The organism is Streptomyces thermolilacinus SPC6 (assembly GCF_000478605.2).
Taxonomy (GTDB): domain Bacteria; phylum Actinomycetota; class Actinomycetes; order Streptomycetales; family Streptomycetaceae; genus Streptomyces; species Streptomyces thermolilacinus.
Genome location: NZ_ASHX02000001.1, coordinates 4,107,047 through 4,121,583 on the forward strand (window position 1 = coordinate 4,107,047; position 14,537 = coordinate 4,121,583).

The 14,537-nt window shown below is 72.6% G+C and carries 14 protein-coding genes; 10 read left to right on the forward strand and 4 right to left on the reverse strand.

Annotated elements, in window-relative coordinates:
• Positions 1-52 precede the first annotated feature (52 nt).
• Positions 53-283, reverse strand: a complete 231-nt coding sequence (locus J116_RS17790; protein WP_023588425.1) for a type II toxin-antitoxin system VapB family antitoxin — start codon at positions 281-283, stop codon at positions 53-55.
• Positions 284-369: 86 nt separating this feature from the next.
• Here J116_RS17790 and J116_RS31260 point away from each other — a divergent pair, with 86 nt between their 5' ends.
• The 3 genes from J116_RS31260 (at position 370) to J116_RS17805 (ending at position 2,760) form a co-directional block, all read left to right on the forward strand.
• Positions 370-1,107, forward strand: a complete 738-nt coding sequence (locus J116_RS31260) for a CGNR zinc finger domain-containing protein (protein ID WP_023588426.1) — start codon at positions 370-372, stop codon at positions 1,105-1,107.
• A gap of 94 nt (positions 1,108-1,201) precedes the next feature.
• Positions 1,202-1,795: a sigma-70 family RNA polymerase sigma factor gene (locus J116_RS17800; protein ID WP_023588427.1), complete on the forward strand. Its 594-nt coding sequence runs from the start codon at positions 1,202-1,204 to the stop codon at positions 1,793-1,795.
• A complete protein-coding gene (locus J116_RS17805) occupies positions 1,792-2,760 on the forward strand; it encodes a zf-HC2 domain-containing protein (RefSeq protein ID WP_023588428.1) in 969 nt (322 codons plus the stop codon). The genes J116_RS17800 and J116_RS17805 overlap by 4 nt, the downstream gene beginning before the upstream one ends.
• Before the next feature lie 206 nt (positions 2,761-2,966).
• Here J116_RS17805 and J116_RS17810 read toward each other — a convergent pair whose 3' ends face one another.
• Positions 2,967-3,374 (reverse strand): hypothetical protein, encoded by a 408-nt coding sequence (locus tag J116_RS17810; protein ID WP_023588429.1) that lies wholly within the window; start codon positions 3,372-3,374, stop codon positions 2,967-2,969.
• Positions 3,375-3,546: 172 nt separating this feature from the next.
• A complete protein-coding gene (locus J116_RS17815; RefSeq protein ID WP_028964203.1) occupies positions 3,547-5,049 on the reverse strand; it encodes a SulP family inorganic anion transporter in 1,503 nt (500 codons plus the stop codon).
• A 395-nt stretch (positions 5,050-5,444) separates the two neighbouring features.
• Here J116_RS17815 and J116_RS17820 point away from each other — a divergent pair, with 395 nt between their 5' ends.
• From J116_RS17820 to J116_RS17840, 5 genes are all read left to right on the forward strand, one after another.
• A complete protein-coding gene (locus J116_RS17820) occupies positions 5,445-5,864 on the forward strand; it encodes a MerR family transcriptional regulator (RefSeq protein WP_023588431.1) in 420 nt (139 codons plus the stop codon).
• Between the two features lie 82 nt (positions 5,865-5,946).
• Positions 5,947-6,813 (forward strand): GNAT family N-acetyltransferase, encoded by an 867-nt coding sequence (locus tag J116_RS17825; RefSeq protein ID WP_028964204.1) that lies wholly within the window; start codon positions 5,947-5,949, stop codon positions 6,811-6,813.
• Positions 6,814-7,098: 285 nt separating this feature from the next.
• Positions 7,099-9,384 (forward strand): HelD family protein, encoded by a 2,286-nt coding sequence (locus J116_RS17830; protein WP_028964205.1) that lies wholly within the window; start codon positions 7,099-7,101, stop codon positions 9,382-9,384.
• 290 nt (positions 9,385-9,674) lie between these two features.
• Positions 9,675-11,099 (forward strand): NAD-dependent malic enzyme, encoded by a 1,425-nt coding sequence (locus J116_RS17835; protein WP_023588434.1) that lies wholly within the window; start codon positions 9,675-9,677, stop codon positions 11,097-11,099.
• Positions 11,100-11,438: 339 nt separating this feature from the next.
• Positions 11,439-11,720 (forward strand): HU family DNA-binding protein, encoded by a 282-nt coding sequence (locus J116_RS17840; protein ID WP_023588435.1) that lies wholly within the window; start codon positions 11,439-11,441, stop codon positions 11,718-11,720.
• A 296-nt stretch (positions 11,721-12,016) separates the two neighbouring features.
• On the opposite strand, the gene murA is transcribed toward J116_RS17840, so the two are convergent.
• Positions 12,017-13,357 (reverse strand): UDP-N-acetylglucosamine 1-carboxyvinyltransferase, encoded by a 1,341-nt coding sequence (gene murA / locus J116_RS17845; RefSeq protein ID WP_028964206.1) that lies wholly within the window; start codon positions 13,355-13,357, stop codon positions 12,017-12,019.
• A 274-nt stretch (positions 13,358-13,631) separates the two neighbouring features.
• On the opposite strand from murA, the gene J116_RS17850 reads away from it, so the two are divergent.
• Together J116_RS17850 and J116_RS17855 are read left to right on the forward strand one after the other, a co-directional pair.
• Complete coding sequence (locus J116_RS17850; RefSeq protein WP_028964207.1) at positions 13,632-14,192, forward strand: YqgE/AlgH family protein; 561 nt, start codon at positions 13,632-13,634, stop codon at positions 14,190-14,192.
• Positions 14,193-14,223: 31 nt separating this feature from the next.
• The gene (locus J116_RS17855) at positions 14,224-14,511 is read left to right on the forward strand and encodes a DUF3039 domain-containing protein (protein ID WP_023588437.1); all 288 of its coding nucleotides are present in this window, start codon (positions 14,224-14,226) and stop codon (positions 14,509-14,511) included.
• The last annotated feature ends 26 nt before the right edge of the window (positions 14,512-14,537 follow it).

Sequence of the window (14,537 nt, forward strand, 5' to 3'; positions counted from 1 at the left end):
GGGCAGAGACCGCCGAACCACAGCAGTTGAATCGACCAGGTAGCGAAGCACGTCAGTCGATGTCCTTCCCCGCGGCGGGCGTCCGCCAGAAGCTCTCCTCGTCCCAGCTGCGTGCTGCCTGGAAGTGACGCAGCCGCGCCTCGGTCCTGCGGCGCCGCTCGGCGTACTCGCGGAGGGCGAGGTTCACTGTCTCCTTCTTGGTGCGCGCGCCGGACAGCCGCATGGCCTCGGCAAGGGCGTCGTCGTCGATGTCGATCTGTGTCGCGGCTCGCGTATGTTGCATACATCACGCATGGCCTGCCGGTGGGGTTCCCGGAAGCCGGGTACGGGGGCAGGCTGGGGCGGAGGCGGCCCAGGGGGTGACCGGGCGTGGCGGGAGCGGAAGGGCGGCGGTCGTTCGACGCCGGGCGGCGGTGCCTGGCGCTGCTGGACGCGCCCCCGGACGGCCCCGAGGCGCTCGCGCGCTGGCTGGTGGACTGCGGCCTGGTGCCGGAGGGGACGCCGCTGGACGCGGTGGACGACGGGTGGGTGGAACGTTTCGCCGAGCTGCGGGACCACATCGACACCCTCGTACGAGCGGAACTGACCGGGCGGGCGACCACCGGGCCCACCGGGCCCACCGGGCCCACCGGGCCCACCGGGCCCACCGGGCCCACCGGGGCACCCGGGCCCACCGGGGCACCCGGGCCCACCGGGGCACCCGGCCCCGCGGCCCCCGCGATCCCACCCCGCACCCCACACCCCATCCCGCACCCCGCACCCGCCCTCGACCGGACCGCCCTCGACCGGGTCAACGCCCTCGCGGCCGCCGCCGCGCCGCCCGCGCCCAGGGCCGAGCCGGGGCCCGACGGGCGGCTCGTACGGGCCCTCGGCGCGCCGCCCCGCTGCGCCGCCCTCCTCGCCGCCCTGGCGCGCGACGCCGTGGAGCTGCTCACCGACCCGGCCGCGCGGGCCCGGCTCCGCGAGTGCGAGGGCCACCACTGCCACCGCGTGTACCTCGACACCTCCCGTGGCGCGCGCCGCCGTTGGTGCTCCAGCGCCACCTGCGGGAACCGCGACCGCGTGGCCCGGCACCGGGCCCGTACGGGCCGCTCCCGCGAGGGCTGACGAGAAACTTCCGCGCGGCGTTGAGACGTTCGGCTCCCGCCCTCGTAGTGAAGGGGGCAAGGAGTCGGACAGGGTCTCGACCAGGGAGGTTCGGGTGCGCAAGGATGCCGCCGTGGCCGATGACCGTCGGGGGACGCGTCGGGCCCGGCACCGCGCGGAGTCGTCGCGTGTCAATCACCCTGTCCCGGACGAGGAGTTGATGCGGTCCCTCTACCGCGAGCACGCCGGACCGCTGCTCGCCTACGTACTGCGCCTCGTGGCCGGCGACCGCCAGCGGGCCGAGGACGTCGTGCAGGAGACGCTCATCCGTGCCTGGAAGAACGCCGGTCAGCTCAATCGGGCCACCGGTTCCGTCCGACCCTGGCTGGTGACGGTCGCCCGGCGCATCGTCATCGACGGCCACCGCAGCCGGCAGGCCCGGCCGCAGGAGGTCGATCCGTCGCCGCTGGAGGTCATGCCCGCGGAGGACGAGATCGACAAGGCGCTGTGGCTGATGACGTTGTCGGATGCCCTCGACGATTTGACCCCGGCCCACCGGGAAGTCCTCATCGAGACGTACTTCAAGGGGCGTACGGTCAACGAGGCCGCCAAGACCCTGGGCATACCGAGCGGGACCGTGCGGTCCCGGGTGTTCTACGCGCTGCGTTCCATGAAACTGGCTCTGGAGGAGAGGGGGGTATCGGCATGACGACGCGACGAGACGGCGGTTACGACGGCGCCTCCGGCTTCGGTCCCGGCTCCGGCGCGGGCTTCGGCGCGGGCTACGGCGCCGGAGGCGGACGCGGCGACGGCTCTGGTTCCGGCTCGGGCCCCGGTTCCGGCTTCGGCTTCGGCTACGGCTCGGGCGAGGAGTTCGCCGAGGGTTCCGTGCACGACGCCGTCGGCGCGTACGTGCTGGGAGTGCTCGACGACGCCGACGCCACCGCCTTCGAGGCCCACCTCGCCCGCTGCGGGGTGTGCGCGGCGCGCATGGACGAACTGGCGGGCATGGAACCGATGCTGGCGATGCTCGCCGACGTACCCGGCCTCGCCGAGGGCCCCGGCCTCACGGACACCCCCGGCTCGTCCGGACGCCCCCTGAGCGCGCAGCCGCCGCCCCCGCCACCCCCCGCCCCGGCCACGGCGCAGGGCCCGCCCCTGCTGAACCGCCTGGTGGACGAGGTCTCCGTCCACCGCGCCCGCCGCCACCGCCGCGCCCGCTACCTGGTCGCGGCCGTCGCCGTGCTCGTCATCGGCGGCCCCGCGCTGGCCGTCAGCGCCCTGTCCACGGACGCGCCGACGACGACCCGCGTCACGGCGGAGGACGTCTTCACGGGCCTGAAGGAGAAGGCGACGGCGACGGACGCGGCGACGAAGGTCAGCGCGACCGTCGCCATGGAGCCGAAGGCGTGGGGTACGGACACGATGCTGGAGCTCAGGAACGTGACGGGCCCGCTCAAGTGCCGCCTGGTCGCGGTGTCGAAGACGGGCGAGGAGCAGATCGTCACGTCCTGGTCGGTCCCGAAGTGGGGCTACGGCATCGAGAACAGCCCCGACGAGACGGCCCGCAAGCCCCTGTACGTCCACGGCGGCACGGCCATGCCCCGCACGGACATCGCCCACTTCGACGTCCGCACCTTCGACGGCCGCCAACTGGTCCGCGTCAACGCGTAGCGCGGCGCGCGGAGGGGGCGGGAGGGGCGCGCACCGCCCCGTGCCCCGCTCCCGCACGCCGGTGCGGCCCGTGTCGTACGGACGTACGCTCGCCCGCGACATGGACCAGGTGACCGGCGCCCCGAAGGGCGCGCCGAGTTCGTACGAGCGGATCACGCGCGTCGTGCGTACGGGCTCGGTGAAGCGGGGATGCCGCGCGGAGCCGCTCAGAAGGCCCGGGCGAAGACGCGGGCGCCGTTGTGGAACGTGACGGTCACGCCCTTCTGGCTGCTCGGGTTCTGCCGGGTGGACCACCGTTCGATCGCGGCGATCTCCGGGCTCTCGGCATGGGCCAGGGCGGCGGCGAACCACGCCTCGGGGTCGTCCCCGGCCTGCGGGGCGGCACCGGCCGGTACGGGCGTGCCGGTGACCGGCTCGTCGGTGAACGTGTCGTGCTTGGCGCCCTCCGGGAGCTGCCCCACGAACTGCCACCGCGTCTCCGCGGACCCGACCGTGATGACGACACCGCACGGGTGTGTCGTGTCGCCCGCCTCGGCGAGGGTCTGGACGCGGCTCGCGGTGGGGCCGTTCTTCACGATGTCGACGACGAAGTCGGCAAAGCGCGCGGGACGCATATGTGTTCATTCCTCTCATCGCGGGCCGACCAGTCTATGAGCCGCCTGCGGAAAGGGACTTGCCCGCACGGAGGAGAGCGCGAGGGGAGCGGAGGGGAGCCGGGGGGAGATACACGGGAGGACCCCGGCCCATCGGGCCGGGGTCCTCTGCTCGGGACGTGTGGCACGGGCGTCAGTGGCTGGCGAGCTCTCCGGTGAGCTTGCCGTGGAGGTGGGCGCTCGGGTCGTTCAGGCCGGTGATCTCGACGGTCTTGCCGCGCTGGGCGTACTTGGTCTCGATCGCGTCGAGGGCGGCGACGGAGGAGGCGTCCCAGACGTGGGCGGCCGACAGGTCGATGACGACCTTCTCCGGGTCGTTCGCGTAGTCGAACTGGCCGACGAGGTCGTTGGAGGAGGCGAAGAACAGTTCGCCGGTGACCCGGTAGACGACCGTGGTGCCGTCGGGGTCGACCACGGCGGTGACCTCGGCGAGGTGAGCGACCCGCTTGGCGAAGACGACCATGGCGGTGATGGAGCCGACGACGACGCCGATGGCCAGGTTGTGGGTGGCCACCACGGCGACCACGGTGATGACCATGACGCCGATCTCGCCCGCGGGCATCCGCTTCAGGGTCTTGGGTGCGATGGAGTGCCAGTCGAAGGTCGCGAACGACACCATGATCATGACGGCGACGAGCGCGGCCATGGGGATGTCGGAGACGACGGGGCCGAAGACGATGCACAGCACCATCAGGAACACACCCGCGAGGAAGGTGGAGACGCGGGTGCGGGCGCCGGAGACCTTCACGTTGATCATCGTCTGGCCGATCATGGCGCAACCGCCCATGCCGCCGAAGAAGCCGGTGACGATGTTGGCGACGCCCTGGCCGATGGACTCGCGGGTCTTGTTCGAGTGGGTGTCGGTGATGTCGTCGACCAGCTTGGCGGTCATCAGCGACTCCATCAGGCCTACCAGCGCCATCGCGAACGCGTACGGGGCGATCGTCGTCAGCGTGTCCATCGTGAACGGCACGTCCGGCAGGCCGGGCACGGGCAGGGAGGACGGCAGTTCGCCCTTGTCGCCCACGGTGGGCACGGCGATACCGGCCGCGATCGTGATCACGGTCAGGATGACGATGGAGACGAGCGGGGCGGGAATCACGGTAGTGATCTTCGGGAAGAACACCATGAGCGCCAGCCCGCCGACGATCAGCGGGTACACGGCCCACGGCACGTCGCGCATCTCGGGGACCTGGGCCATGAAGATCAGGACGGCGAGCGCGTTGACGAAGCCGACCATCACCGAGCGCGGGATGAACCGCATCAGCTTCGCCACCCCCAGCGCGCCCAGGGCGATCTGGAAGACGCCGGCGAGGATGACGGCGGCGATCAGGTAGCCCAGGCCGTGCTCACGGTTGAGCGGGGCGATGACCAGGGCGATGGCGCCGGTGGCGGCCGAGATCATCGCGCGGCGGCCGCCGACGATCGAGATGACCACGGCCATGGTGAACGAGGCGAACAGGCCGATCGCGGGGTCGACCCCGGCGATGATCGAGAAGGAGATCGCCTCGGGGATCAGCGCGAGGGCGACGACCAGGCCGGCGAGGACCTCGGTGCGCCAGACCTTCGGGTTGTTCAGCCAGTCCGGCTTGAGGCCGCGCGGCCGCGCGGCGGGAGTCACAGCGGCAGAAGACAAAGGAGATGCGTACCTGTCGTGCTCGGGCACACCCGTCGGTGAACCGGGGCGTGCGGGGACGCGCGGGGGGCCGGGTGGCACCCTGCGGACGGCCCGGGGAGCGGGCCGGAAGTCGGAGGGGGATGGGCGGCACGGGCCTGGCGCGGCCCGGCGGCTCACATCCGGGGGCGAAGGGTCACGGCGGGCAGGCGGCGGCGATCGGCGTCATGGGCTCGCGCACGCTGTCTCCTGCAAGGGGAATCGGATCTTCGCCGGGGGCTTCGTCGGCCCCGGTACGGCAGTGGACAGCCGGACGCCACCCTCGCCGTCGACAACTCTACCTTAACGTTAGAGTAGGGGTCGGTGGGGTCGCACGGGACGCGGTCCGCCACGACAGGAAGGCCCAGGAGAACGGCGTGGACGGCAAGCACATGCAGATCGGCGAGGTCGCCGCGCGGACGGAGCTGTCCCTGCGCACCATCCGGCACTACGAGGAGACCGGCCTGGTCATCCCCTCCGCCCGCTCCCGGGGCGGCTTCCGCCTCTACACGGAGACCGATGTCGCCCGGCTCATGGTGATCCGCCGGATGAAGCCGCTGGGCTTCACGCTGGAGCAGATGCGCGACCTGCTGGAGGCCACCGACCGCCTGGACAGCGACGACGCTCTCGACGACGACGAGCGCGAGGCCCTGCTCGAACGCGTGCGGACCTACCGGCAGGCGGCCGCCGACCAGGTGGAGAAGCTGCGCGTCCAGCTGGCCCGCGCCGAGGACTTCGCCGCCACCCTGGGCGACCGGCTGGAGGCCGCCGGCCCTCGGCGGGAGGTCTCCGTCTGATCTCGGGGCCACCAGCCGACGCAGCGGTCCCGGCCGGGGAATCCGGGTGCGGAGGCCCGACAGCTTGGTGTGCAATCGAGGGATGACGGTCACGACGAGCACACCGTTGGTCCACGAACTCGATTCTGTCGCCGGAGTGTTGGCCGAGTGGCAGCACGGCGACCGAGCCGTGCAGCTGCACCCGGGAGACATCGGCTGGTTCCGCCGGTTCGGCGCGCGGCGAACGGCGCAGGCCGTCCGGACGTGGAGCCGCGCCGGGGAGGTGCTGGCCGTCGGCCTGCTGGACGGACCGGACGTGCTGCGACTGGAGATCGCGCCGGAGGCCCTGCACGACGAGGAGCTGGCGCGGCAGGTGGCCAGGGACGCCACGGCACCCGAGTGCGGCGTGCTCCCGGAGGGCGAGGCGTACGTGGCCGCCCCGCCCGGAGCGCTCGTCGGAGACCTGCTGATGCGGCGCGGCTGGGAGGGCGGTGACATGTGGACACCGCTGCGCCGCGAACTCGACGAGCCCGTACCCGACCCCGGCGTGCACGTCGAGGTGGTCGGGCCGGAACAGGTGCCCGAGCGGACCGCCGTCCAGCGCTCGGCGTTCACCGGTTCCACGTTCACCGACGACCGCTGGCACGCGATGGCGGAAGCGGCCCCCTACGCCGCCGCGCGCTGCCTGCTCGCCCGCAACGACCGGGGTGAGCCCGTTGCCGCCGTGACGGTGTGGTCCGCGGGGGCGGGCAGGCCCGGCCTGATCGAACCGATGGGCGTCCACGCCGACCACCGCGGCCTGGGCCACGGCCGGGCGATCGTGCTCGCCGCGGCACGCGCCCTTCAGGAGCTGGGCTCCTCCAGCGTCGTCGTGGACACGCCGAGCTCCAACACCGCCGCCGTCGTCACCTACGAGTCGGCGGGACTCCAGCGGCTTCCGGAGCTCCAGGACCTGCGCCGCACGGCGTGAGGGCCGCCCTTCCGTCCCCGGGGCCGAGCCGCCCCCACCCGCCGCGCCGCCCTGCGGGTTGGGGCCTCCGTGTGCGCGTACGGGTGCCGGGCCGCCCCCGCGGGCGCGGGGCCCCGTCCGCGTAGGCCGCCGTGCCCGTGGACCTCCGCCCGGGCCCGCCGCCCGCCCCGGCACCCAGCCCCACCCCCGGTCACCGCCGCCCCCGCGCGGTTCGCCGGACTGACACGGAGGCGGAACGTGGCGTACTCTCGACGGCTGCCCAGTGCACGTCAGAAGGGGGCCCCGGTGGCCGCGCAGGAAGCCGATCGTGTGGTCGACACGATCCGGGACCGTGAGGTCGCGGTGGAGCAGGACCACCTGGACCAGGTGTACCGCCGTCTCGAGGAGAAGATCCACGAGGCGGAGTTCCTCATGCGGGACGCCGCCCGGCGCGGCCAGGTCGGCACGCCCGGCGCGCTCGCCGAGCGGGACGCCCAGGTGTTCCGCGCCGGAGTGCACCTGAACCGGCTGAACAGCGAGTTCGAGGACTTCCTTTTCGGCCGCATCGACCTGCTGTACGGCAAGGACGGCAAGAAGGGCCCCGACGGCGCGTACACCTCCGTCGAGCCCGCCGACGACGCCGTACGGCCCGACAACACCGCCGAGATCGGCGAGACCCTCCACATCGGCCGCATCGGCGTGCTCGACGCCGACTACAGCCCCCTCGTCATCGACTGGCGCGCCCCCGCCGCCGCCCCGTTCTACCGGGCCACGCCCGTCGATCCCGGCCGGGTCGTACGGCGCCGCGTCATCCGCTCCAAGGGCCGCCGCGTCCTCGGCGTCGAGGACGACCTGATGCGCCCCGAGCTGACCGCCACCCTCGACGGCGCCGAGCTGCCCGTCATCGGCGACGGCGCCCTCATGGCCGCGCTCGGCCGGGCCCGCGGCCACACGATGCGCGACATCGTGTCGTCCATCCAGGCCGAGCAGGACCTCGTCATCCGCGCGCCCGCCGCGTCCGTCACGTACGTCGAGGGCGGCCCCGGCACCGGCAAGACCGCCGTCGCCCTGCACCGCGCCGCGTACCTGCTGTACCAGGACCGCCGCCGGTACGCCGGGGGCATCCTCATCGTCTCGCCGACCCCGCTGCTCGTCGCCTACACCGAGGGCGTCCTGCCGTCGCTGGGCGAGGAGGGGCAGGTCGCCATCCGCGCCGTCGGCAGCCTCGTCGACGGCGTGGAGGCCACCGCGTACGACGACCCCGCCGTCGCCCGCGTCAAGGGTTCCTCCCGGATGCTGAAGGTCCTGCGCAAGGCCGCCCGCGGCGCCCTGGAGCGGGGCGACGCCCCCGACCGGCTGCGGGTCGTCGCCTTCGGCCGCCGTGTCGAGCTGGAGGCCGAGGAGCTGCGGAGCATCCGCCACGCGGCCCTCGGGGGCACCGCGCCCGTCAACCTGCTCCGCCCCCGCGCCCGCCGCCTGATCCTCGACGCCCTGTACGCGAAGACGGGCGCCGCCGCCCGCCAGAGCGACCCGGAGCTGGCCGCCGAGCTGCGCTCCTCCTTCGACGAGGACGTCACGTCCGAGGACTCCTTCACCGAGTTCCTCGACGCCTGGTGGCCCGAGCTGACCCCGCGCGGCGTACTGGCCGCCATGGCCGACGAGCGGCGCCTCGGCCGCTGGGCCCGCCGCGTCCTCAACCAGGGCGAGGTCCGCCGCCTGGCCCGCTCGCTGCGCCGCGACGCGTACTCCGTGCACGACGTGGCCCTCCTGGACGAGCTCCAGACGCTCCTGGGCGCGCCCGCCCGGCCGCGCCGCAAGCGGGAGCTGGACCCGCTGGACCAGCTCACCGGCCTGGAGGAGCTGATGCCCGTACGCGAGGAGTCGCAGCGCGAGCGGGCCGAGCGCCTGGAGCGGGAGCGCGTCGAGTACGCGCACGTCATCGTGGACGAGGCGCAGGACCTCACGCCCATGCAGTGGCGGATGGTCGGCCGCCGGGGCAGGCACGCCACCTGGACGGTCGTCGGGGACCCGGCGCAGTCGTCCTGGTCGGTGCCGGACGAGGCCGCCGAGGCCCGTGACGAGGCCCTCGGCACCCGGCCGCGCCGCCGCTTCACCCTGACCGTGAACTACCGCAACCCCGCCGAGATCGCCGAACTTGCCGCGAAGGTCCTCGCCCTGGCCATGCCGGGCGCCGAGTCGCCGCGCGCGGTGCGGTCCACGGGCGTCGAGCCCCGGTTCACCGCCGTCGGCGACGGGGACCTGGCGGAGGTCGTACGGGACGAGGCGCGCCGCCTCCTGGACCGCGTGGACGGCACCGTGGGCGTCGTCGTGGCCATGAACCGCCGCGAGCAGGCGGCCCGCTGGCTCGCGGACCTGGGCGACCGCGTGGTGGCGCTGGGCAGCCTGGAGGCGAAGGGCCTGGAGTACGACGCGACCGTGGTCGTCTCGCCCGCCGAGATCGCCGACGAGTCGCCGGCGGGCCTGCGGGTGCTGTACGTGGCGCTGACCCGCGCCACGCAGCAGCTCACGGTCATCGCGGGGCGGCGCGACGAACCGGACGAGGCGGGGGTCCCCGATCTGCTGCGCGACTGAACCGCGCCGGGTTTGTTAGCCTGGTGGGGACACCGGCTCGATCCAAGCCCCCGGGCCCAACCTTCGTCGCCACGAGCGACCACTTGCCGCGAGGCGAGCATGGCGGGTCGGTGTCACTGACCGCGGCGGGGGCGCGGCTCGTATGGTGGAAAACACTTTCCGAATAGAGCGAAAACAAAACGACCGTATTACCCCCTACCGGCTGGTAGGTGCGACCATCGGAAGGCCCCGCTCGGCCACCCGCCGTGCCGGGGCGGCAGCGAAACCAGGGAAAGCAGAGGAAGTCGGCCATGGCAACGGCGCCCAGCGTCTCGTACTCGATGACGGTCCGGCTGGAGGTGCCCGCGAGCGGAACCGCGGTCTCCCAGCTCACCACGGCCGTGGAGTCCTCCGGGGGCTCCGTCACCGGCCTCGACGTGACCGCGTCCGGCCACGAGAAGCTGCGGATCGACGTGACCATCGCGGCCACCTCGACCGCGCACGCGGACGAGATCGTCGGCAAGCTCCGCGGCATCGAGGGCGTCGTCCTCGGCAAGGTCTCCGACCGTACGTTCCTGATGCACCTCGGCGGCAAGATCGAGATGGCGTCGAAGCACCCCATCCGCAACCGCGACGACCTGTCCATGATCTACACGCCGGGTGTCGCCCGCGTGTGCATGGCCATCGCCGAGAACCCCGAGGACGCCCGCCGCCTCACCATCAAGCGCAACTCCGTCGCCGTCGTCACGGACGGCTCCGCCGTGCTCGGCCTCGGCAACATCGGCCCCAAGGCGGCCCTGCCGGTCATGGAGGGCAAGGCGGCCCTCTTCAAGCGGTTCGCGGGCATCGACGCCTGGCCGATCTGCCTGGACACCCAGGACACCGACGCCATCGTGGAGATCGTCAAGGCCATCGCGCCCGGCTTCGCGGGCATCAACCTGGAGGACATCTCCGCCCCCCGCTGCTTCGAGATCGAGGCGCGCCTGCGCGAGGCCCTGGACATCCCCGTCTTCCACGACGACCAGCACGGCACCGCCATCGTCGTCCTCGCCGCCCTCACCAACGCGCTGCGCGTCGTCGGCAAGTCCATCGGCGACGTCCGCGTCGTCATGTCGGGCGCCGGCGCGGCCGGTACGGCCATCCTGAAGCTGCTCATCGCGGCGGGTGTCAAGCACGCCGTCGTCGCCGACATCCACGGCGTCGTCCACGCGGGCCGCGAGGACCTGGTGGGCGCCGCGCCGGAGTCCCCGCTGCGCTGGATCGCCGACAACACCAACCCCGAGGGCGTCACCGGCACGCTCAAGGAGGCCGTCGCGGGAGCGGACGTCTTCATCGGCGTCTCCGCCCCGAACCTCCTGGACGGCGACGACGTGGCCGCCATGGCCGACGACGCCATCGTGTTCGCGCTCGCAAACCCGGACCCCGAGGTGGACCCGGCCGTCGCCCGCCAGACCGCCGCCGTCGTCGCCACGGGACGGTCCGACTTCCCCAACCAGATCAACAACGTGCTGGTGTTCCCCGGTGTGTTCCGCGGCCTGCTGGACGCCCAGTCGCGTACGGTCAACACGGACATGATGCTCGCGGCGGCGGCCGCCCTGGCGGATGTCGTCACCGAAGAGGAACTGAACGCGAACTACATCATCCCGTCGGTCTTCAACGACAAGGTCGCGGGTGCCGTGGCCGGTGCCGTACGCAACGCCGCGAAGGCCGTGGCGGCGGACGCGAAGCCGCTCTGACGCCCCTCACGGGGTGTGACGGTACGCACGGTCAGGCGGCGCCCGGCGCGTCGCGGACCGTGCGCTTCCGCGTCCGCCCGTAGGGTTGCGGTCCGACTCGGGGACGTCTTGGCGCGGCCGGTGCGCAGTCGGACCGGAGTTCACCAGGACGGGGCTGTGGCGCTTTTCGTGTGACTCCGGAGGGTGCCGGATTGGCTTTCCCGCCGCTGGTGGGGGCAGGATGCGTATTCGGGCGCGAGGGTCTGACGGCAGACCCGGGTCCGAGCACTGTCCTAGGGCCCTGGCAGCATCGGCTTCGATCTCACGCCTCACAGGCAAGAAGAACACGGGAGTAACAACATGAACCGCAGTGAGCTGGTGGCCGCCCTGGCCGACCGCGCCGAGGTGACCCGCAAGGACGCCGACGCCGTGCTGGCCGCGCTCGCCGAGACCATCGGTGAGGTCGTCGCCAAGGGCGACGAGAAGGTCACCATCCCCGGCTTCCTGACCTTCGAGCGCACCCACCGTGCCGCTCGCACCGCTCGTAACCCGCAGACCGGCGAGCCGATCAACATCCCGGCCGGTTACAGCGTGAAGGTCTCCGCGGGCTCGAAGCTCAAGGAAGCCGCCAAGGGCAAGTAAGCCCCCACAGGCGCCGTGAAGAGGGCGGTCACCCCCAAGCGGGTGGCCGCCCTTCTTCCGGCCCGCGTACGGCCCTCTCCAGGGCCTCGCACGGCACACGTACGACGGCGGGCCCCCGCGCCGAGCGGGGGGCTGCCGTCGTTACGAACGCAAGGTGACACTCCGTCAGAAGCCGGTCACCGTCCGGGGAGTGGCCGCCAGGACACCCCCCGGCGGGTGGCGCCAGGTCCCGGACCCCCGGCAGGGGGCGCCGGGGGCGTGGCCGTCGGGCAACCGCACGCCTGGAGGCGTGGCCGTCAGACGGCCTTGGCGCCCGGGAGTTCGACCTTGGCACCCAACTCCATCAGCTTCTGCATGAAGTTCTCGTAGCCGCGGTTGATCAGGTCTATGCCGTGGACGCGGGACGTGCCCTGCGCCGCCAGGGCCGCGATCAGGTACGAGAAGCCGCCGCGCAGGTCCGGGATGACCAGGTCGGCGCCCTGGAGCTTCGTCGGGCCCGACACGACCGCGGAGTGCAGGAAGTTCCGCTGGCCGAAGCGGCAGTCGGAGCCGCCCAGGCACTCGCGGTACAGCTGGATGTGCGCGCCCATCTGGTTCAGCGCGGACGTGAAGCCGAGCCGCGACTCGTACACCGTCTCGTGGACGATCGACAGGCCCGCGGCCTGCGTCAGGGCGACCACCAGGGGCTGCTGCCAGTCGGTCTGGAAGCCGGGGTGCACGTCCGTCTCCAGGGCTATGGCGTTCAGCGCGCCGCCCGGGTGCCAGAAGCGGATGCCCTCGTCGTCGATCTCGAAGGCGCCGCCCACCTTCCGGTACGTGTTGAGGAACGTCATCATCGAGCGCTGCTGCGCGCCGCGCACATAGATGTTGCCCTCGGTCGCCAGCGCCGCAGACGCCCACGACGCCGCCTCCAGGCGGTCCGGGAGCGCGCGGTGGGCGTAGCCGCCGAGCTTGTCGACACCGGTGATCCGGATGGTCCGGTCGGTGTCCATCGCGATGATCGCGCCCATCTTCTGCAGGACGCAGATGAGGTCCTCGATCTCGGGCTCGACCGCAGCGTTGGAGAGTTCCGTCACACCCTCCGCCAGCACGGCCGTCAACAGCACCTGCTCGGTCGCGCCGACCGACGGGTACGGCAGGCGGATCTTCGTGCCGCGCAGCCGTCGCGGGGCCTCCAGGTACTGGCCGTCGGCGCGCTTCTCGATCTTCGCGCCGAACTGCCGCAGCACCTCGAAGTGAAAGTCGATCGGGCGTCCGCCGATGTCGCAGCCGCCCAGGCCGGGGATGAACGCGTGCCCGAGCCGGTGCAGCAGGGGGCCGCAGAAGAGGATCGGGATGCGCGACGAACCCGCGTGGGCGTCGATGTCGGCGACGTTCGCGGACTCGACGTGCGTCGGGTCCATGACCAGCTCGCCCGGCTCGTCGCCGGGGCGGACGGTCACGCCGTGGAGCTGGAGCAGCCCGCGCACCACGCGCACGTCGCGGATGTCCGGCACGTTGCGCAGCCGGCTGGGCTCACTGCCGAGCAGTGCGGCGACCATCGCCTTGGGCACGAGGTTCTTCGCGCCGCGGACGCGGATCTCGCCCTCCAGCGGGGTGCCACCGTGGACAAGCAGTACATCGTCTGTGCCGGTCATGTATCTCGCGTTCCGGATGGAGTCGGGCAGGGGCCAGGGAAAAGCGTAAGGGGCATCCACCCATGCCCCGTAAGGCGGCGGAGTGGTGGAACATGTAAGGAATTCGGCACAACACCCTCCGTTCCCGCCGCCTCGCGGACCGTCACCGTCCGTCTCCGTGAGCGGGCGCGTACGGGGTGTGCGCGGCGCGCAGGGAACCGGCCACGCCCCGGGGGGTTCGGCCGACCGCCGCGCACGGGGCCCGTACCGGCCGAAGATGCGGGATCATGTGTCCATGACGGAGGTGTCCTCGCTCGCGGGCCGGCTGCTCGTCGCCACCCCCTCGCTGGCCGACCCGAACTTCGACCGTGCGGTGGTGCTGCTGCTCGACCACGACGACGAGGGCTCCCTCGGCGTGGTCCTCAACCGGCCGACCCCGGTCGGCGTGGGTGACGTCCTGGAGCCCTGGGCGCCGCTCGCCGGTGAGCCCGGAGTGGTCTTCCAGGGCGGCCCCGTGTCGCTCGACGCGGCGCTCGGGCTGGCCGTGATCCCCGGCGACGAGGGACCGCTCGGCTGGCGCCGGGTGCACGGCGCGATCGGCCTGGTCGACCTGGAGACCCCGCCCGAGCTGCTCGGCCCGGCCCTCGGCAGCCTGCGGATCTTCGCCGGGTACGCGGGCTGGGGCCCCGGCCAGCTGGAGGAGGAGCTCGGCGACGGCGCCTGGTTCGTGGTCGAGTCGGAGCCCGGCGACGTGTCGTCCCCGCACCCCGAGAACCTGTGGCGGGCCGTCCTGCGGCGGCAGCGCAGCGAACTGGCCATGATCGCGACGTACCCGGACGACCCGAGCCTGAACTGAAGCCGCGCGGGGGTGAGTACCCTTGGCTGTTATGAGCACTCTCGAGCCCGAGCGCGGGGCAGGTACGGGGACCCTCGTAGAGCCGACGCCGCAGGTGTCGCACGGCGACGGCGACCACGAGCGCTACGCCCACTACGTCCAGAAGGACAAGATCATGGCGAGCGCCCTCGACGGCACTCCCGTGGTCGCCCTGTGCGGCAAGGTGTGGGTCCCCGGCCGCGACCCCAAGAAGTACCCGGTCTGCCCCATGTGCAAGGAGATCTACGAGTCCATGGGCGCGGGCGGCGACAAGGACAAGGGCGGCAAGGACAAGAAGTAGGGCCGTACGGTCCTTGGTCCTTCCGC